The organism is Paenibacillus sp. FSL H7-0326, from assembly GCF_001955535.1.
Classification (GTDB): Bacteria; Bacillota; Bacilli; order Paenibacillales; family Paenibacillaceae; genus Paenibacillus; species Paenibacillus shunpengii.
Genome location: NZ_MPVN01000005.1, coordinates 219,959 through 240,762, shown reverse-complemented (window position 1 = coordinate 240,762; position 20,804 = coordinate 219,959). Strand labels below are relative to the sequence as shown.

Genomic DNA, 20,804 nt, shown 5'->3' with positions numbered 1-20,804 from the left:
ACGACACGAGAGCTTGATTCATACAAGAGCTACGACGTGAGAGCTGACAGAACTATCGTAGAAGAAAAAAAGAGAAGGACCGCCTCCCCTGTTTTGACAGGGCAGACGGTCCTTCTCTTTTTATATGCAGCACTACTGTCTTCGTTTGGAGAAGAACAGCCAGATCGAGTAGATCAGCAGCAAGGCTGCAATTCCAGCAGCCGTATAGGCTACTGAGCTGATATCCCATTGCTTAACACTAATCGCAATATATGCCCATACGAAGACAAGCGGCAGTATCGCATCATGATAGGAGAAGCTGACCGCCAGGGCTACAATGCCTCCAATCAACAGGAGAAGGATCGCCCAGGTCTCATCCCCAAGGCCGAATCCATCCCATCCCAGCTTGCTAAGCCAAACCGTCACATTGATAATCGATGCCACACTGACCCAACCGAGATAGATCCGGAAGGGGAGCTGAACGAACCATTTTTCACCTGTGGTTAGATTTTGAAGTGCCATGACACGCACATACATTTGGCTCAAAGAGAACAGCAGAATAAAGATGACGAGTACGGACCAGCCGAACCAGAGATTTTGCCAGAGGACAATCCAGCCTGCATTCGCCAGACAGCTGATGAAGAACCAGAATTTAAGGACTGCCGCCGTATTGCGCTGCTTCTGGGACGGCAGGAACTGCAGAATGATAAAACCGGCTAGTAAGGCATAAATGACAGACCAGATGGCAAAGGCATATCCGGCGGGTGTAATCAGTACAGGATATAGAGCAGACACCTCCGAAGTGGTTCTACCGCCAATCGGCAGCAGGTTGGCCAGCACGTTCATGACGATCACAAGTACAAATCCGATGACGTTAAGCCATTTATAAGGGTTCCCGTTAGTGGTGCGCAGCATAAAAGTCCTCCTCGCAATTATAAAATTTGACTCTATGGTTAATTAAGTACTCCTGTATATCCTTACCCAATAAATTCACGTTCAAAATAAGTGTATGCAAAAGAGCAGACAAGTAATGATATGCATCAAAAGTTTTATTTTTCCGTAATGTTCATTCATTTCCATTCATATGGGTTAAAGATAGTTAGAGATACAATATTGCTACTTGAAAGGGGGCTTGGCCAGCGTGATTAGCAAAAGGTCTTCACAGTGGCTGCAGCAGCTTATCTTTGTCGGTCCTTCACTTATCTTTTTCCTTCTCATTATTGTGGCTCCTTTTCTGCTGGGGATGTACTATTCCTTCACAAACTGGAATGGGGCAGCCAGCGAGCCGGAGTGGGCTGGACTAACAAATTTCGTAAAGATTTTTACGGATGACCCCGCCTTTCTCAAATCCTTCACGTTTACAGCGTGGTTTACACTTGCCGGTGTGCTGCTGACGAACGTGCTTGGTTTCTTTCTTGCTTATTTTCTAACTAGACCGCTCAAGACGAAAAATGTCCTGCGCACGATCTTCTTTATGCCGAATGTCATCGGCGGTCTGCTGCTCGGTTTTATCTGGCAGTTCATTTTTGTCCGTGGCTTCGCATCCGTAGGGGAAGCGACAGGGCTTGGCTTCTTTAATCTTCCTTGGCTTGGAGATGAGCCGACAGCCTTCTGGGCGATTGTGATCGTCTTTGTGTGGCAGACGGCCGGATATCTGATGGTAATCTACATATCTTCACTGAATAACATTCCCCATGAAGTCATTGAAGCGGCTCAAATCGACGGCGCGAGCAAGGGACAGATTCTGAAGAGCATCATCGTACCGCTCATTATGCCAGGGGTTACCGTATGTTTGTTCCTCGCCATCTCCTGGTCCTTCAAAATGTTTGATCTCAACCTGTCACTTACGAAGGGTGGACCTTTCCGTTCGACCGAATCGGTGGCGCTGAATATATACAACGAGGCGTTTGTGAACGGCAGGTACGGACTGGGTACGGCTAAAGCTCTGATCTTCTTCATTATCGTAGCCATTATTACGTTCATTCAGGTTCGAGTGACGAAGAGCAAGGAGGTTGAAGCCTAAGATGGAATCTACAAAAAGCTATCGAGTTGGCACGTTCATAACGGAGATTATGATGATTCTGCTGGCTCTTATCTTTCTTGTTCCTTTCTATTTTCTGTTCGTGAATTCGGTCAAAACGTTTGGCGATCTGCTGACCAATGCAGCCGCCTGGCCGCAGGCGTTCGAGTGGAGCAACTATCAACGAGCATGGGAGATTACTCATTTTCCCAAGGTGCTTACGAACTCCTTAATTGTAACCGTTATCAGTAATCTGCTGCTTGTGCTGATCAGCTCGATGACCGCCTACCGGATGGTTCGGCACAACACCAAATTTAATCGTTTACTGTTTGCGCTGTTCGTTGCGGCGATGGTTATTCCGTTCCAATCCATTATGATTCCGCTTGTTAAAGTGACGAGTACGGTAGGTCTGATGAACAGCCATTGGGGACTTATTATCTGTTACCTCGGCTTCGGGGTTCCAATGTCGGTGTTTCTCTTCCACGGATTTGTGAAGTCCGTGCCTGTCGAGATCGAGGAAGCAGCAAGAGTGGATGGCAGCAATGCCTACGGCGTATTTTTCCGAATTGTATATCCGCTCATGCGACCGATGTATGTCACGATTATCATCTTGAACACACTGTGGATCTGGAATGATTACTTGCTGCCATCCATTGTGCTGCAGGATGCTGAGCTGCATACAATTCCGATCGCAACCTATGCCTTCTTCGGTCAATACACCAAGCAGTGGGATCTGGCGCTGCCAGCATTGGTACTAGGGATCACACCGGTCATCCTGTTCTTCCTGCTGATGCAGAAGCACATCATTCAGGGGATTACAGCAGGCTCGGTCAAAGGTTAAGCATCGATTCCGTGAATCAATCACGTTAATTCATATGAGGAGGAATTCGTCTTGAAGAGAAAAGGGTTGTTCTTGTTTACGCTGGTATGGGTATGTGCTGTCGTTCTATCCGGCTGTGGCGGAGAGTCAGGCAGCGGCACTGAGGATGGAAAGACGACGATTAAGATTTTTCAATACAAGGTGGAAATTGCGGAGGCCTTCGATCGGCTTATTGCGGAGTATGAGGCGGAGCATCCGCATATCAATATCGAAATTGAGACGGTCGGCGGCGGCAGTGACTATAGTGCAGCGCTGAAGACCAAGTTCGCAGGTACAGAGCATCCGGATATCTTCAACGTTGCCGGTTACCGTGAGCTGGACACATGGATTGATTCTCTTGAAGATCTGTCGAATGAGCCGTGGGTAGATGATATCATCGAAGTCGCCAAAGAGCCGATGACGAAGGATGGCAAGCTGTACGGTCAGCCGCTTGGGCTTGAAGGATATGGATTTATTTATAACAAGGACTTGTTCGAGCAGGCTGGGATCACCGAGCTTCCGAAGACACTGACAGAGCTTGAAGCCGTGGCACAGCAGCTGCAGGATGCCGGCATCGTGCCATTCTCGAATGGTTATCAGGAGTGGTGGGTGCTCGGGAATCACAATGCCAACGTTCCCTTTGCGCATCAGCCGGATCCGGTTGCCTTTATTGATGGTCTGAATGCGGGAACAGAGACGATTCCGGGCAATGCTATTTTTGAAGACTGGGTTAATCTGCTCGATCTGACCCTTGCCTATGGGAATAAGAACCCGCTGACGACAGACTATAATACGCAGGTCACTCTCTTTGCTACGGGTGAGGCTGCAATGATGCAGCAGGGGAACTGGACACAAGTGCAGATCGATGGAATCAACCCGGATCTGAACCTCGGCATTCTGCCAATGCCAATCGGCGAAGATGCTGAGGTGTATGATAAGCTTTTTGTCGGCGTACCGAACAACTATGTGATTAACAAGAACTCTGAGGTGAAGGAAGAGGCGAAGGACTTCTTGGAATGGCTCGTAACCTCGGAGACAGGTAAGCGGTACATGACTGAGGAATTCAAGTTTATTCCGGCCTTTAAGAGCGTGACGGCTGACGGTGAGGTGCTCGGAGATCTGGCGGCAGAAATTATAAATTACAGTGATCAGGATAAGTTGCTGAGCTGGAACTTCAACCGTTTTCCGGAAGGTGTGCCGCAGGAGTATGGTGCTGTGATGCAGGCCTACATTGCAAATCCGGACCCGGCGAAGCTGCTGGAGGATATGCAGAAGAGCTGGGATAGCCTTAAGGAGTAGATGAAGTAAGCGTATGGATACCATAGATATAGAGAAAACGTAAGAGATGGCTTAGAGACGGCTCCGTAATCGAAGGGCTGTCTCTTTTTCTGTGAGATGGAGTCAAGTAAACCAAGGGATTACCCTTGAATTCGACTTAACAATTTTAAAAAGAGCGATTTTCGTATATGATGGAGAGTAACAATCTAAAGGGGCTAACGGGTGACTTACGATGAATCAACCACTTTATGGAATATGGCTCGGAGATGTGTTTTTTTGTTTTTCAGGAGAAACATCAGAACCAAAAGTCGACGCTTGGAGTCATTTAATAAGAAAAATGAAGCTGAAGGACGGGACCTACCGTCCATTTCAACATGCCGCTCTGCGTCTTGCAGAGCTGAGATGGCAGATGAAATCGGTCCAGCAGGAAGCGAGTGCAGGTCCGAGGAAGAAGCGGCCCGCATTTGGCCGGACGCTGGAAGGCTTGGCGCTCACTCCAAGAGATGCATTTGAGCTGCTGATTCGCTGGAATAAGGAAGAGGCAGAGCAGGCGGGCTTTGCCCCGGGCGGTGAAATGGAATACTGGGCTAAGGCGGCTAGATTTGCAATGGAGCTGCTGATTCGAGGGCAAATTACTCCAGGCACAGCCCCTGTGACCTCAGCCGGTGGAAGGCGCAGAGGCAATCAGTCTGCTGTAACAGCCGTATGGCTTCCCAAAATAACGGAGCCTATGGATACAGAACGCTTCCTGAAGCTGGCTGAATCCATCCCTGCCATCTGTCTGACCGCATCCAGTGCTTACGCGGAATCGGAAGCTAGTACGGTGAAGGAGGCAGGAGCAGCTGTCCTGTACTCTTTCCTCAGACAAACGATTCATGCAGCAGTGTCTGCCGAGATTGCCTCTGTAGAGAGCAGTCTGTCTCGTTACCGGGCTAATTACAGACGAGGGTATTCTCCACTCACGGAGCTGTGGTGGAACAGTCTGCTGACAGGCTCGCGGGAGCTGAGTGTGCAGGCCGCTGTTCAAGAGATTGAGGAATTGAGTGACAGCGTGATTCAAGCGGCAGAGAGTGCTCCACCAGGGATTGAAGGGGAAGCTGCTGGCCCTGAAGAGGGAAGATTGAAGCTGAGCCTGCGGCTTGAGCCGTCAGAGCTGGAGCGGTCCTCTGCATGGAAAGTGAGCTTCTGGGCAGAGAGTGAGAACGAAGCTGATTTTCGGGTGCCGATCCAGGCGATATGGGCTTATCCTTCGCCAGATGTGGATCGAGGAATGGTAAAATACAGCCGGGTCCAGGAGCAGATGCTCCTCGCCTTAGGCAAAGCAAGTGAAGCTGCACCCAGCCTGCAGTCGGCTATGGGGGCAGCTCCTCATGAGATTGAGATGGATGCACAGCAATTTTATGAATTTATGTCTTCTTCTGTTCCCAAGCTGCAGCAGATGGGAATTACCATATTGATGCCCTCCCGCTGGAGCCGGGAAGGGAAGCGGAAGACAGGGCTTCGGCTGCGGATGCTGCAGAATGGCGAGGCACCGGGTGCACAGAAGGCGCCGGCCCTTGGAATGGAGCAGCTCGTTAAGTTTGAGGCCGAAGCTGTCCTGAACGGGATGCCGGTAACGAAGGAGGAGCTTGCACAGCTTGCGGCATCTTCGATTCCGCTCGTGGAGTTCCGGGGGGAATGGATCGAGATTGATCCGAAAGAAATTCGCCAGGTGCTGCGTTTTATGAAGAAAAATGAGGAAGGCTCCATGGCCCTGTCTGAATGGATTCATCTGGCTGTCGATGAGGATGAGGAAGCGAGCTGGAAAGGGATGTCCATTTTTGGCGCTGAGTCATTTGGCATGCTGTCCTTCCTTCTGGATGGCCAGGTGCTGAGTCGAACCCAGATCAGGGATACACCGCCTTCCCTTCATGGTAATCTGCGGCCCTATCAGCAGCGTGGCTATCAGTGGCTAGCTGCCATGCGTGATCTTGGCTTCGGGGTATGCCTTGCGGATGATATGGGTCTAGGGAAGACCATACAGGTAATTACCTGTCTGCTGGATTCCAAGCTTGCGGCACGGGAAGCGAGGGAAGCAGAGCGGGAGCTGGAAGATCGTCAGGGCGGGCTAGATATCCTGGAAGATGATGAATTCGATACGGAGCATCCGGCACTCATCATCTGTCCCACCTCCCTGCTTGGGAACTGGCAGCGGGAAATTAAGCGTTTTGCACCGGACTTTAAATTATATATTCATCATGGTACACAGCGGCTGCACGGAGAAGCCTTTCGGAAGCAGGCTGGGGAGCACGATATTATTCTCACGACGTATCATCTGGCGGGCAGGGACGGGGCAGATCTGGCCTCGATCGAGTGGTCCTCTGTTGTGCTGGATGAAGCCCAGTATATTAAGAATTATCGAACCAAGCAGGCGCAAAGTGTCATGAAGCTGTCCGCGCCGCACCGTATTGCCATGACTGGGACGCCTGTAGAGAACAGGCTTAGTGAGCTGTGGTCCATCTTTCAATTTCTGAATCCCGGCTATCTGGGTACGGCAGCGTCCTTTAGACAGCGTTATACAATAGGTGCTCAGGAGGACACGAGCTCTCTGCGTGAGCTTCATCGCCTGGTATCGCCATTTATGCTGAGAAGGCTCAAGAGTGATCCCGATATTCGCAAGGATCTGCCGGAGAAGCTGGAGCTTAAATCCTACTGTTCACTTACAGTCGAGCAGGCAGCTATATATAAAGGCGTTGTTGATCAGCTGCTGACCGGCATCGAGGGGCAAACGGGGTTTACACGCAAAGGTGTTGTATTATCCTCCTTGACCAAGCTGAAGCAAATATGCGATCATCCTGTACTCGTTGAGCACAGCCGCAAGGATGCGGGGCGCATAGAGGCGTCAGGCAAGCTTGAGCGCTTGATGGAGCTGACAGATGCAATTCGTGATAATGGCGAGGCAGCCCTTATTTTTACCCAGTATGTGTCGATGGGGGAGATTCTCGTTCAGCAATTGTCTCAGCGGTATGATGAGAAGCCTTACTTCCTTCACGGAGGGGTTTCGAAGGCGGAACGAGACGAAATGGTAGAGCAATTCCAGAACGGCAAGGGTCCTTCCATCTTCGTTCTCTCCTTGCGGGCAGGCGGGGTAGGCCTCAACCTGACTCATGCGAGTCATGTCATCCATTATGATCGCTGGTGGAATCCTGCGGTAGAGAATCAGGCGACGGATCGTGTATTCCGAATTGGACAGAAACGAAATGTCCAGGTGCATAAACTGATATGCCAGGGGACGCTGGAAGAGCGAATTGACGAGCTGATCGAGAGCAAGAAACAGCTTTCGGAGCAAGTGGTCGGTTCGGGTGAGAACTGGATTACAGAAATGTCCGATGATGAATTGAAGGGCCTCGTAAGTCTTCAGGGTGAGATGTGGGTATAGAGCAGCAATTAAACAGGAGGTGAGGCTGTAGTGACATATCAAGTAAACCATTTTAAACTGGAGCCTCACGGCTGGAAGGCAAGCATTGAGGACACAGCGGAGAATGACTCACAAGCCCCAGAGCGCGAGGTGGAGGTCGAAGCCACTTATAGACAGCTTAACGAAGAGCAAAGAGCCGAATTGCTCGAAGAGCTGCAAGAAGACGCCTATACCTTGTACCTCCTTCTTGCAGGAGGCGCAGCAGAGCTCAAGAATTCGGTGCTGATCTCCTGGGTAAAATATGCAGTTGTGAGCTGCTCCTGTAATCGCATCGCATGCCCTCATATCGAAGTCGCCTTGCAGGCGGCTGCAGAATGGGCCGCTGCTGATACGCTGAGACTGCTTGATATGCTGGGTTTGGCGCGTGAGGAGCTGCTTACAGAGGTGTTTCGTAGGTGGTCCCTTGAATCGGTATCCACCAGCACTTCTCAGGCAGCGTCGTTACTGGAACGCAAAACCCAGCGCGCAGGCGGCAATTCTTCTGCCATTCTGGACTACATCGGCGATGCCGCTGGCAATCATTCGCTGCACATGCCGGGTCCAGAATTCGATGCTATTGAAGTGAAGTTATCTCCACCTGGAGAGCTGACTCCGCCGTCGTCCGGTATTGCTCAGCTTGTGCCGTCCGTTCCTGCGGAGGCAGCTTTAGAGCATATCCGCAAGCAGGTTTCGCAGAGAGCGTCCAAGTGGGCAGAGGAACTGAATCTCAAGACAGCCAAGAAATGAACGGAAGTCGGTAACCCGCCTACTTAGAACTGAATGAAGACCACCGAGCAGGCGCGGATCCTAGGCTCGGTGGTTTTTTGTATCTGCCACCTTATATTGACCTATACCAAGATGAGGGTTTGAAGCTCTACCTCGATAGGTCTATAATGAATGAGAGAGATTTGAACAGCTATAAATTTGGGATAGGGGAAATAACAAAATGACGACTTCAACAACCAAGAAACGACGCTGGACGATGGTTCTGTTTACGATCATGCTGTTGTCTGCCTTTGCACTAGCAGGCTGTGGGAACGGGGAAGATCCACAGGAAGATCAGACGCAGACGACGCCGGATGGAGCGGAGAATCCTTCACAGGAGGAAACGCCAGATGCGTCGGAAGACGACAACACAGGTGAAGATGCGCCTGCAGATAACGATGCGAACGAGAACGGTGAAGCTCCTAACGGAGGCCAAGATAATAAGGACGATGACGCCGAGGAGCCTTCGGAAGGTGCGGGAGAGGATGACAGCACAGGAAGTGCAGAGGAAGACAGCATTATGGCGCTTCGGGCTGCAAGCTCCCTGCAAAGTACGGTGGAAGTCATTGGAGATAAGAATGTGGTTACGAACCCGGATGCGATTACGGTCATCGTCAACAAAGAACGCAGTCTGCCTGATGGATACGAGCCGACAGATCTTGTAGAGCCGGACGTTCCCTTCTCATTCGATGAGCCTCACGAGAAACGGCATTTGCGTAAAGAGGCCGCAGATGCACTGGAGGAGCTGTTTGCCGCAGCAGAAGCGGATAATATTGAGCTTCGTGCGGTATCGGGATATCGCTCTTATGACCGTCAGGTTGCCGTATTCAACAGCAGTGTAGAGCGTAATGGCGAAGAATACGCGCTCCGTGTAAGCGCACAGCCAGGGAAGAGTGAGCATCAGACCGGACTGTCTATTGATGTATCCAGCCCAAGCGTAGGCAATGTATTGGAAGAAATCCTTGGCGACACCGAGGAAGGTAAGTGGCTTGCTGAGCACGCGCCTGAATTTGGATTCATTATTCGTTATCTGGAAGGTCGGGAAGAAACGACAGGCTATGTTTACGAGCCTTGGCACATCCGTTATGTAGGCAAAGAGCTGGCACCGGATATTGCTGCAAGTGGACTTACGCTTGAGGAGTACTTTGACGAAGCGAATATTAAGCTGTAAATGACATAAGTACTAAGTTAGCGGCGCAGCATTCTGCGCCGCTATTAATTTTTATTTTTAAATGATTTTTGGATGAAAACTTTAAAGGCGGCTTACGATATTAGCATGATCGTTATCGAGAGAGGAGGTTATTGGTATTCGCTATCTATACGAATTTATAGAACATCAGGATGGATTGCCAATGAAGCTATTTGTTAACAGCGTGAAGCATATTGACTTTCATTGGCATAAAGAAGTCGAAATTATCTATGTATTACAGGGATCGGTCGATATATATTTGGATCAGAAAGAATATACCCTTAATGCAGATGATGTGATCGTGGTCAACAGTATGTCGGTACATAAAATCGCACGGACAACACAGGACAATGTGCTACTTACACTGCAGTTTGGCCCGGAATGGCTAAGCAATGCATTTATCGCCTGCAATTCAGCTGCTCATACGGATCAAGAGTCGCAGATGTACCAGATTAAACAGAATCTCGCACAGATGGTGTGGGAGATCAACAAGAAGGCGTCTGGTTATCAGAGCTACACCATGGGGATCTTACAGACACTCTGCGGGTGCCTGCAGAGATATTTCTATGCTGGAGTCCATCCCACCGAGGAAGAAGGAAGCCGGGAGTATGACTATAAAAGGCTGAATCGAGTCCTTACATACGTAGATCAGCATTACAGTGAAAAAATAACGCTGCAGGCTATGGCAGCTCGTGAGCATCTAAGCCTGCATTATTTCTCCCATTTCTTTACAGATAAAATCGGCATACCCTTTCAAAAATATTTGACGCTGATTCGGCTGGAGAAGGCTCAGGCCGAGCTGGCAGGCGGTGACAAGAGTATCACGCAAATTGCCCTGGATTGTGGCTTTGCTAATGTGAAGCTGTTTAATAAGTATTTCAAGGAAAAGTACGGCTATACTCCCGGTGCTTACCGTGAAGCCAGCCTGATCCGTGAACCTGACAGGCCTGATCGCAAGCCACTGACATATGAGGAATCCTCAAGCGGGGATTATTATGAGATGGATACTTTGAATGCCATGGGCTCGTTGTATCGTTATCTTGGTCCTAGGACGGATTCGCAGCAGAAGACAATGGACTCCTCGACTCACCAGACAGCAGAACATCAGCTCATTGAGATTAAGGCGGATCATGCGTCTACTCCTTATGATCAGCATTGGAATGTCATAACGACAGCAGGCAGGGCTGTGGAAGGGCTGAGAGAAGACTGGCGACAGCAGCTATCCGAAATGATAGGGCGTATTCCCTTTCAATACATCCGTTTTCATGGCTTATTTAATGATGAAATGATGGTATACAGTGAGGATATGGATGGGAATCCCGCGTATAACTGGGCTTATGTGGACAAGCTGTATGATTATCTGCTGGAATTGGGCATCAGACCGTTCGTAGAGCTCAGCTTTATGCCAAGTCAGCTCGCCCGCTCCGGTGAAACTGTGTTCTGGTGGCGAGGAAATATATCGCCTCCGGCTGATCAAAGTAAATGGAATGCATTAGTCCGCGAGTTCATCCGTCATTGTTTGAATCGGTATGGGGCAGATGAGGTGAAGCGCTGGTATTTCGAAGTGTGGAATGAGCCGGATTTGCTCGGGGTTTGCTGGGCGGGGAGCAAGGAGGAGTATTTTCACTTCTATGAATCGACGGTCCGCACAATCAAGTCAATCATGCCAGAGCTGAAGACAGGAGGACCAGCCATGGGGTATGGTTCGCTATGGAATGACACATGGGCCGAGGAATTTATGAACTTTTGTGAAGAACGAGAGGTGCCGCTCGATTTCTTTTCATTTCATATTTATTCGGAATACCCAAGAACCAAGCTGGAGAAAGAGCTTCTAACCCAAATTATGCCCCCGTCCTACTATAAAGAGAGCCTCGATCGTTTGAAGCAGAAAATAAGTGTCCCTGCCTTCCGTGAGCTTGAGCTTCTGATCACGGAGTGGAATTTTTCGCTATATGACCGAAATTTGCTGCATGATACGATGTTTATGGGTCCGTTTGTCATTCATCAAGCGATGAATACGCTCGGCCTAGCTCATGCCTTGGCATTTTGGAGCTTCACCGATGTATTTGAAGAAAGTGTGGTTCCTTCATCTCCATTCTATGGCGGGTTTGGTCTTATCAGCAGAGATGGGTTAAAAAAACCGAGTTACTATGCTTTTGAACTGCTGCAGAAGCTGGGTGATGAACTGCTTGGCATTGGTGAAGGTTATGTGGTAACTCGCAGTCAGAATGGAAGTATCCAGCTCTTGTTCTACCATTATGTTCATGTGGATCAGCTCTTTGCCAGTGGGGATTGGTCTGAGCTTTCGAGTCTAAACCGTTATGATGTGTTTGAGAAAAAAGGAAATAGAGTATTCGATGTCACACTCGATCAGCTATCCGGAAGCTATAAATGCACCCGTTATCAGCTGGATCAGAAGCACGGATCGGTGTTTGATGAGTGGGTTCGCATGGGAGCTCCTGAATCTCTCACAGATGAAGAGAAGATGTATCTTCATGGCAGAAGCGGTCCAGATATCGAGACACAAATAGTACACGGAGACAGCTGGCAGTGCGAAATTATACTTCCGCCTCATGGTGTGATGATGATTACGCTGGAGAGACAATATTAGAATAATGAATTTTATTTTCGAAACATCCCTCTTTTAGTTCGAGGGGTGTTTTTTGTTGTTTATTTTAGAGAGGGAAAGAAAAGATAGTAAGAAGATAAAGAAGTAGGCAAAAAACAACCCGTGACACGGCAAGTTATAACAAGAAAGCGTTAACAGCAAAAAATATACTATAGATATGAAATACGAAACACCAAGGAGAGACGAGGGGGAGTACAGATGAAGCGTTTCATGAAATGGATGACAGAATCCTTTGCGCCTAGATTGGAGGCGTTTACAAATAATATCTGGGTTGCATCTATTCAGGAAGCCATCATGGTTGCCATACCGATGATATTCATCGGTTCCATTATTACACTGATTTCGATCTTACAGGACTTCATACCGGGCATGCCGGACCTAACACCAATTACGACGTTTAGCTTCGGACTGTTAGGTTTATTTATTGCATTTCTAACGCCCTATGTGGTGATGGAGAAAAAAGAACGCCACAAAGTAAAACTGCTTGCAGGTATGACCGGGGTATCTTTGTTTGTCATGCTGCTAGGCCCGACGATAAACGAAGATGGAACCATCCAGTTCATTCTTGAGCGCTTTGGTCCATCAGGTATGATTACTGCACTTCTGGTAGGTGTCTTTGTAGCTGTCATTATGAATGTCTGCAATAAATTTTCTTTCTTTAAGAAAGGCTCTACGCTTCCGGAATTCATTATGGACTGGTTTGATTTCCTTGTTCCGATTGCCGTTGTTCTTGTCACAGGCTGGGTGCTTGTATATCAGCTTCAATTTGATATTTTTGCACTCATTGTAAGCGTGTTCGAGCCAATCAACGCAGTGGGACAAAGTCTGCTAGGTTTTGTACTGTTTAATTTTATTGGTGTCGTGCTGTATTCCTTTGGTGTCAGTCCATGGGTGATGACTCCGATCTGGTATGCCATATGGATTCCTGCCATCGAGGAGAATGCTGCATTGGTGGCGCAAGGACAAGATCCAGTCAATATTAACACCTTTGAGACCTTCTTTTCCGGCTGGCTTGGTATTGGAGGGATGGGGGCGACGCTGCCGCTGGTCATCTGGTTCCTGCTCGCTAAGTCGAAGAAGCTGAAATCAGTCGGTAAGGCGACGATTATTCCTTCCTTATTTAATATTAACGAACCCGTGGTCTACGGAGCGCCGATTGCATTTAATCCGCTCTTAATGGTGCCAATGTGGATTAATGGACTCATCACGCCTGTCATTGTATATTTGGCGCTCGATATGGGACTTGCCCGCATCCCAAGTCAAATATTCCAGCTATGGTATACACCGATTGGATTATCGACATACATTATGTCTGGTTTGAATGGGCTCGTGCTGCTCGCTGTCGTGTTGGCCATTGTATTTATCGTATGGTTTCCGTTCTTCAAGCTGTACGATGCACAGGAATTGAAGAAAGAACAAGAACAAGCATCGAATTAAATATCGCTAGTAAAGGATAGTTATATAAAGGATGGTTAAAGATGAATAAGTCAATTGAAGCAACACTAGATGAAATGACACTGACGGAAAAGGCAGCTCTCACTGCAGGGCTAAACATGTGGATGACCAAAGGAATCGAACGGCTAAATATTCCTCCCATTCATATGTATGATGGAACCAATGGTATCCGCAAAACGAATAGTGATGAAGAAATGGGCATCACAACGGAAAATGTTCCGGCAACCTGCTATCCTACCGGCTCAGCCATTGGCTCGTCTTGGAACACGGAACTGCTGGGCGAAATCGGGATTGCGCTCGGTCGTGAATCCAAGGAGATGGGAGTTGAGCTCCTGCTCGGACCAGGGGTCAACATGAAGCGAACTCCGCTTGGGGGAAGAAACTTTGAATACTATTCGGAGGACCCTTTCCTCACAGGTGAGCTTGGTGCAGCCTTCATTAATGGACTCCAAAGTGAGGGGGTAGGTGCTTCCCTCAAGCATTTTGCCGGCAACAATCAGGAGTACGAGAAGATGGTGACAAGCTCGGAGATTGATGAGCGCACGCTACGCGAAATCTATTTAAGTGCGTTTGAACGGATTGTTAAAAAAGCAGATCCATGGACTATCATGTGCTCTTATAACTTGCTCAATGGATCTTATACAAGTGAGAACGAGTATTTGTTGAACGACATTCTGAGAGAGGAATGGGGCTACGAAGGGGTCGTATTGTCAGATTGGACAGCTGTGAATGACCGTATTCGCGGACTCAAAGCCGGACTTGACTTGGAAATGCCAGGGCCTGCTCATTACAATATGAAGCTGATTGTAGAAGCCGTTAACAACGGTACCCTCAAGGAGGAGCAGCTCGATAAAAGCGTTGCCCGTATCCTTAAGCTCGTAGAGCGAGTGACCGGTAATGAAGAGTCGGGTCCTGCTGCAGGCTCCAAGCCGGACTATCATGCACTTGCGAGAAGAGCTGCGGCAGAGAGCATCGTGCTGTTAAAGAATGAGGGCCGTATTCTTCCGCTGCAGCCGAATACCGATCGTTCGATTGCCATCATCGGACGATTTGCGAAGACGCCGAGAATCCAAGGCGCAGGAAGTGCGAAGGTAACACCTACACAGGTCGATATTCCATGGGAAGAAATGAAGGAGCTTGCGGGAGCATCAACGAATCTGAGCTATGCTGATGGTTATCCAGAAGATGACTCCATTAATGAGGCGATGATTCGAGAAAGTGTGTCCATCGCGGCGAAGTCTGATGTGGCTATTCTGTTCGTCGGCCAACCGGAGTATGCGGAGTCAGAAATGCATGACTTAAAAGATATTAAACTTCCAGATCATCAAGTTGCGCTCATTCAAGCGGTAGCAGCCGTTCAGCCGAAATGTGTGGTGGTGACCAGCAGCGGTACTGCACTGTCCATGCATCCTTGGGTAGAGCATGTGCCTGGTGTGATTCATTCTTGGTTAACAGGTCAGGGTATGGGCAGAGCCATAGCAGAAATATTGTTCGGTCTTACCAACCCATCTGGTAAGCTGTCAGAGACATTCCCGGTTAAATTGTCTGATAATCCTGCTCATATGCGGATTCGCGGAGAAAATGGCAAGCTGTACTATCGTGAAGGGATATTTGTTGGATATAGATATTATGACAGTAAGGAACTAGCACCGGCATTTCCGTTCGGCCACGGTTTATCTTACACCACGTTTACCTATACCGATCTAGAAGTAACTCAGCATGATGAAGGTGTCACCGTATCAATACAAATAGAAAATACAGGTGATCGGACAGGTAAAGAAGTCGTTCAATTGTATGTACATGATGAGGAGTGCAACTTCGTACGGCCTGACAAGGAATTAAAAGCTTTCGCGAAAATTGAGCTTGCTCCGGGAGGGAAACAGAAGATTGTCTTTACTCTGGAGGAAAGGGACTTTGCATACTATAATACCAAGCATGGCCGCTGGATAGCAGAGAGTGGTTATTTCAAGATCTCACTTGGCAGCACGTCTCGTGATCTAAGAATGACAGAGCGTCTCTATTGTGAATTTGAAGTGGAGGAGATTAAGCTTCATAAATTCAGTCTGATCAGTGAATGGGTCAGTGATCCAATTGCGAAGGCCGTATTTGAAGAAACGTTGGAAGAGATGAATCAGCACGTTACGGAACAAATTTATCTGGACGAGGTCTTTGTCGGCTTCTGGGGAGATGCTCCTGCGATAAAAATTCTTCAAATGTATGGACAGAATTGGTTGACGGAACGAACTCCGGATGATGTGATGGATGAGCTCATTACTCGTGTTCATGAGAGAAGATTTGCCGGTAAGCTCAGTTAATAATTATTGCGAAGAGATTTTGAACATGACAAGAAGCAGGAGATCCATGAAGATCTCCTGCTTCTTTTTGTCATCTACGTCTGTTTTATACGTTATTCAGCTGGGAATGGCTTGATTGTCTCTGTCGAATCTTCAGCTTCTGCTGGTGCTTCAGCTGACTCTTCAGGGGACTGACTGACGTCTACCGAATCAACAACGATCTTGATTGCATTGCCGATTGGAGGCAGGCTGCGAGTCAGAACACCATTGTGGAAGCCGATGACATAATCCTCGTCCGTAATGGATGCCGGATCAACCTTCTCGCCTTTGGTATTCACGACCTGAGTATCCTCATTAATCTGCAGTACGATTTCAGACTGCGGGTTTGCTGGAAGCATTCCGCTCTGGATGAGGAGGCTGCGGTCACCTTCGTCTGTTACACGAATATCACCGATGGTCCCTTCAACGCTGTGAAGGTTCTCTTGAGCCTGCTCTGTGACGGTGATTTTGTACACAGCAGATTGAGGCGGCATGCTGAGTGCCATTACCATGGAATGCTGTGCTACCACTTGATCCCCGACTTTTAGATCGGTGATATCCAGGCTAGTGCCATCCGCTAACAGGTATTCCGTATCGTCAATTGCATTCAGGATTAAGCTCTCTGGGCCGACTCCGTTAATGTGGACTCTGGAATCATCAGCATAAGTAACAACACCAACCGATGTGGCAAATTCCTGTACTTCTTCTGTCGTAATCGTTACTGAGGCTCCTTCCGTCTTCACATTGGCATGCAGTACTTCACTTGCAAAGTTTAGCGGAACGTATTGTGTACCCTCTACAATGACAGGTGCTTGCCCAAGCTCCACGTACATGCGATTCACATTATATTGATCTTTACCTGTCGGTATGGCAGTCCATACATTGCCTTTTGTTAGTTCCGCTGTCTTGCTATCCTTCACCCATGTGAGCTCCATGCCAAGCGCCTCTGCAAGGGAACGCACAGGAATCATTGGATGCTCGGCATCAGGCAGTATAAATCCTGCATCAATGGCATGACCGTTGACTGTAATACTCACCTTGCCTGCCGCTGTGGTGGAGACAGATACAGGGGCGTCGGTGTTGCCGTTAGCGTACACATATCCACTGCTTAGGGCTGCGGTCAGTGCGAGTGCTGCTGCGCCGGTTTTCATTTTCTTGTTCATTCGATCTTGATCTCTCCTTCGTCTTGATGTAAGTGTCACTTCAGCCGTAAGAACAACGCAAGCTACGGTGGTGGTCACCATGAAGCGGCGCGATTGGTCCAGCGGTTGACAAGTTATTAGACGAAGTCAATCCGATGAAGGTTGCAATGTCCTCAATACTGGTGCTTAGCTCCTATCCCTATACTCTTCCGTACATAGTCCATGGATGTTGCTGCCTTATGTTAATAAAATTAGGGATGATGACTTCCATAATACCCTGTTCTAAGATAGCGAGGAGAATAGAGACAGATGAGAGAAACCTTTAAGCAAGAAAAAATAGGAGGGAGGGACGTGCACATATATTTGCCTCCATCCTATCATCAAGGTGCTGCACGATTTCCCGTTGTTTATATACAGGACGGAATGACATTGGTACGAGATTGCTTGAATCTGCTAGAACACAAGCTTCGGATCAAGGAGCTTCCCGAGATCATATTTGTGGGTATCGTACCTATTCATCGCAATGATGAGTATACTCCATGGCCTGCTCCGTCATTAAATGGAAGGTCAGCGGGTTTTGGTGGCATGGGGGAGGAGTATATATCGTACGTTGCGGACGTGCTGAAGCCGCATATGGACCAGACTTACCGCACCCTTTCCGGTCCAGAGAATACAGCAATGGCAGGAGCCTCTCTGGGCGGGATGATCTCGATCTATGCGGCATATCAGCGCCCGGATCTGTTCGGAAGAATCGGTGCCATATCTGCCTCGATGTGGTACGAGGGGATGCTGGCCTTTATTCAGAATACGGAAGTGCCCTCATGTGATCAGAAGCTGTATATGTCTGTAGGCAGCCTGGAAGGTGTATATAAAGAAAGTATCCAGCGAAATATGGTAGAGAATACACATGAAGCCTACAGAGCACTGATTGACAATGGCTTTCCCGAGGATCGGCTAAAGTTCACGGTCGAAGAAGGCGGAACACATGATGCTATGTTTTTTGCCAAGCACTTTCCCGAAGCACTGAGATGGCTGTTCACATAGGTCGCTCTGCCTTCTTCTCATTTCACCGATTTACGGTCCCCATGTGACACTTAGATAAGGCAGTTCATCGTACGCGCCTGCCCAGTAATATCCGGATGCCATCATGCGGCGGGGCTCGAAGCTGATCTCGCCGTCAGCGGCGGTAATGCTCTCAGACACCGCTTGAAAAAGTCCGTTCGCATCCGTAGCGGCGGTAACATACTTGCCTGCCATGCGTGTGAATCTGCCGCTGACCTTGGCAGGCACCGGTTCTCCAGTTTCGCGGTCGATGACACTGAAGGAGACGGCTGCTTTTCCGCCAGTAAATTCGATGTTCATATCACGGATGACCATAGGCTTGAGTGTGGAAGAGCCAGTGGTCGCAGAGCCGATGCTGCTCGCCGGACCTTCATTGCCCTGAATATCGACAGCTGTCACTTGATAGTAGTAGGTCGTATCCGGCAGCAGCCCTTTGTCTATGAACGATAATCCTTTGGCTGTGCCTGCATACGTCTCCGGCCCAATACTAAATGCAGCATCTGTACTGCGATAAATCCGATAATCGTTGATGGCGGTATTATCCTGTGCCATCCCGTAAGAGAGGTCGATCCGTTGATGGTCAAAGGTTACAGCCTGCACCTGTCCGGCAGGAGCGGTTGGCGGCCCGCTGTCCGCAGGAGGTGCCCATCGATATCCTCCAGGTCCCCACTTGCTAGGGAAATCAATCAGTGATGAATAATGGTGCAGCGCAACGCCGCCGAAGGCAGGGTCATTCTCAAAGGCAGTGTAGACCTTGGCCAGCTCCTGTTCCATGTAGGTTCTTCCTTCTTCATGGAAACTGATCGTCTCCGGGTCTCCACCATCCGCAATGTCTTTGGTTTCCACTCCGATAATGACGGATTTCGGCTTGCCGATTGCATTCGCATAAGCAGCCTCACCAAGTGCATGATTGATGATGCCGGCGCTTCCTTCCGCCTGATCACGATAGTTCATAATCGAGATATAATCTGCTGTATCCTGAATATGTTCCGACATCCATTTGGTTGCTCCATTCCAAGGAATGTTGCTGGCATCGGCTGATGTGTCGTACCATCTTGGGATCGCTGCTCCAACTGGGAAGGTGAGGCCGGAAGCAGCCTTGCGTTCCATAAGTGCGGCAAGCATATCAAGATACTGAACCTGGACAGACGGTTTGGCTGTCTTGAAATCAGGCAGGATGTAAGGCTCTGTATCGAGATTGATGCCATCAAACTGCGCTTCGGAATCAGAAGCAATATTGTAATTCAGCACTTTTTCAAACTCCCGCACCGCCTGTGTACGGTATCTTGTGTAGGCTCCAAAATAAGGTGGCTTGGTTCCACCGGCAATCAGAGCTTCCACCCGAAATCCTGCTCCATGAGCCCATGTAATAAACTGCCGGACTTCACTGCGATAATCCTCCAGCATAGAGGCTCCATCATATTGGTCAACACCTAAGTATAATGTCGTGATGGGCCGCTGATTAAAGGTCGTTGTATCGGATGCAAGCGAGGACAAGACAGGCCAGGAATTTGGGTTCCGTACGAGATGATAAGACGCGGTCTCCCATATCCATATCGCCCGATCCTGATCAGGGAGTGGAGAAGGTTCAGCCAGCAATTCCCCCAATTCCTCTGTGGAAGAGTCTGGTTCATAGACACTATCTGTCACCGAATCCGATTCATATACACTGTCTACGACCGAATCAACCGAATCAATGGATTCGAGGTCCATCTGTAATGATCCGTCCTTCACTGTTTCACTATCTACATCATTCTCTATACCCATCTCCATATCATTCGCCGCGTCGTTTAACTCCCCGGCATTTGAAATCTTCCTTGTGTCTGCGTAAATCGTCGGACTGTATCCTGTATTCCCGTTCGCGTCGGTCGCTCTAGCTTCCAGACTGTGTACCTTCTTCGCTTCCATGCGTGTATCCCAGGTATAGGAATATCCATCACGGCTGGATGCAAGTGGAATCCACTCTTTACCATCAATGCGAAGCTCAACTGTTGTAATGGGGTTCTTGCTGTTAACCGCAATATTGACCCGCTCTTTGGCCTTCAGCATAGCGCGTTCGGCCGGACCTGTAACAAGAACCTCAGGGATGTGTGCTGCAGGGTTATCCACGACAAGTGACATAAAGGAGGACCATATCCCATATCTGGTGCCGGTATCCTTTGACTTCAAGACAACCTCAATCGGACCGTCCCATTGTGAAGTATCGAGGGAATACGACCAATCTCCGCTGTCGTTACCGTCCGGATCATCCATCTGCACATCGGTTACCATCTCGCCGTTCACAATCAGTTCCACTTCATACACATCGGTATACGTACCATAGAGCTGGGTCAAGCCTGGGGAGATCGTCTGTCCATCCTGATGCGAGTCAATCGTAATCCGGGCTGCTGCGGTAACAGAATAAGGGGAGACATAAATTAAGAAGAGTCCTAATACGAGGCTCAATAAACCACACGTTCGCAGAAATGAAAACATGATCATCTCACATCCTTGTCAATATGATGTAAACATATTTGACGGGAAACGCTGCTGTGATCACTGCCAAGACCGATCTACGAAATTTGGTGTTAGCTTGAAGCGGTTACTTTTAGATATTACGAAAAATCGTTGAATAGAACTGTTGAAGGGTTCATGTCAGGTTATTTTTGCTTAAATAC

General features: G+C 48.6%; 13 protein-coding genes. 10 read left to right on the top strand and 3 right to left on the bottom strand.

The window, feature by feature from the left end; all coding sequences use genetic code 11:
* Positions 1-132 precede the first annotated feature (132 nt).
* A complete protein-coding gene (locus BK126_RS22590) occupies positions 133-894 on the bottom strand; it encodes a tryptophan-rich sensory protein (RefSeq protein WP_076314795.1) in 762 nt (253 codons plus the stop codon).
* Positions 895-1,120: 226 nt separating this feature from the next.
* On the opposite strand from BK126_RS22590, the gene BK126_RS22585 reads away from it, so the two are divergent.
* From BK126_RS22585 to BK126_RS22545, 9 genes are all read left to right on the top strand, one after another.
* Positions 1,121-2,002, top strand: a complete 882-nt coding sequence (locus BK126_RS22585; protein ID WP_090725717.1) for a carbohydrate ABC transporter permease — start codon at positions 1,121-1,123, stop codon at positions 2,000-2,002.
* A 1-nt stretch (position 2,003) separates the two neighbouring features.
* Positions 2,004-2,840 (top strand): carbohydrate ABC transporter permease, encoded by an 837-nt coding sequence (locus BK126_RS22580; protein ID WP_076314794.1) that lies wholly within the window; start codon positions 2,004-2,006, stop codon positions 2,838-2,840.
* Positions 2,841-2,891: 51 nt separating this feature from the next.
* A complete protein-coding gene (locus BK126_RS22575; protein WP_076314793.1) occupies positions 2,892-4,157 on the top strand; it encodes an ABC transporter substrate-binding protein in 1,266 nt (421 codons plus the stop codon).
* 211 nt (positions 4,158-4,368) lie between these two features.
* Entirely contained in the window at positions 4,369-7,554 is a 3,186-nt protein-coding gene (locus BK126_RS22570) for a DEAD/DEAH box helicase (protein ID WP_076314792.1), read from the top strand.
* Positions 7,555-7,584: 30 nt separating this feature from the next.
* Complete coding sequence (locus BK126_RS22565; RefSeq protein WP_076314791.1) at positions 7,585-8,319, top strand: hypothetical protein; 735 nt, start codon at positions 7,585-7,587, stop codon at positions 8,317-8,319.
* Between the two features lie 199 nt (positions 8,320-8,518).
* On the top strand, positions 8,519-9,508 hold the full coding sequence (locus tag BK126_RS22560) for a M15 family metallopeptidase (protein WP_076314790.1): 990 nt from the start codon (positions 8,519-8,521) through the stop codon (positions 9,506-9,508).
* 181 nt (positions 9,509-9,689) lie between these two features.
* Positions 9,690-12,137: a GH39 family glycosyl hydrolase gene (locus tag BK126_RS22555; RefSeq protein ID WP_083656102.1), complete on the top strand. Its 2,448-nt coding sequence runs from the start codon at positions 9,690-9,692 to the stop codon at positions 12,135-12,137.
* 216 nt (positions 12,138-12,353) lie between these two features.
* On the top strand, positions 12,354-13,592 hold the full coding sequence (locus BK126_RS22550; RefSeq protein ID WP_076314788.1) for a PTS sugar transporter subunit IIC: 1,239 nt from the start codon (positions 12,354-12,356) through the stop codon (positions 13,590-13,592).
* Between the two features lie 41 nt (positions 13,593-13,633).
* The gene (locus BK126_RS22545) at positions 13,634-15,925 is read left to right on the top strand and encodes a beta-glucosidase family protein (protein WP_076314787.1); all 2,292 of its coding nucleotides are present in this window, start codon (positions 13,634-13,636) and stop codon (positions 15,923-15,925) included.
* Between the two features lie 92 nt (positions 15,926-16,017).
* Here the strand turns inward: BK126_RS22545 and BK126_RS22540 are convergent, their stop codons facing one another.
* On the bottom strand, positions 16,018-17,106 hold the full coding sequence (locus BK126_RS22540; RefSeq protein ID WP_076314786.1) for a copper amine oxidase N-terminal domain-containing protein: 1,089 nt from the start codon (positions 17,104-17,106) through the stop codon (positions 16,018-16,020).
* A gap of 330 nt (positions 17,107-17,436) precedes the next feature.
* Between BK126_RS22540 and BK126_RS22535 the strand changes: the two genes are divergently transcribed.
* Positions 17,437-18,129 carry an alpha/beta hydrolase gene (locus tag BK126_RS22535; protein ID WP_256703002.1) on the top strand — a complete coding sequence of 231 codons (693 nt, stop codon included), beginning with the start codon at positions 17,437-17,439 and terminating at the stop codon, positions 18,127-18,129.
* A gap of 30 nt (positions 18,130-18,159) precedes the next feature.
* Here BK126_RS22535 and BK126_RS22530 read toward each other — a convergent pair whose 3' ends face one another.
* The gene (locus BK126_RS22530) at positions 18,160-20,622 is read right to left on the bottom strand and encodes an Ig-like domain-containing protein (RefSeq protein ID WP_256703001.1); all 2,463 of its coding nucleotides are present in this window, start codon (positions 20,620-20,622) and stop codon (positions 18,160-18,162) included.
* Between the last annotated feature and the right edge of the window lie 182 nt (positions 20,623-20,804).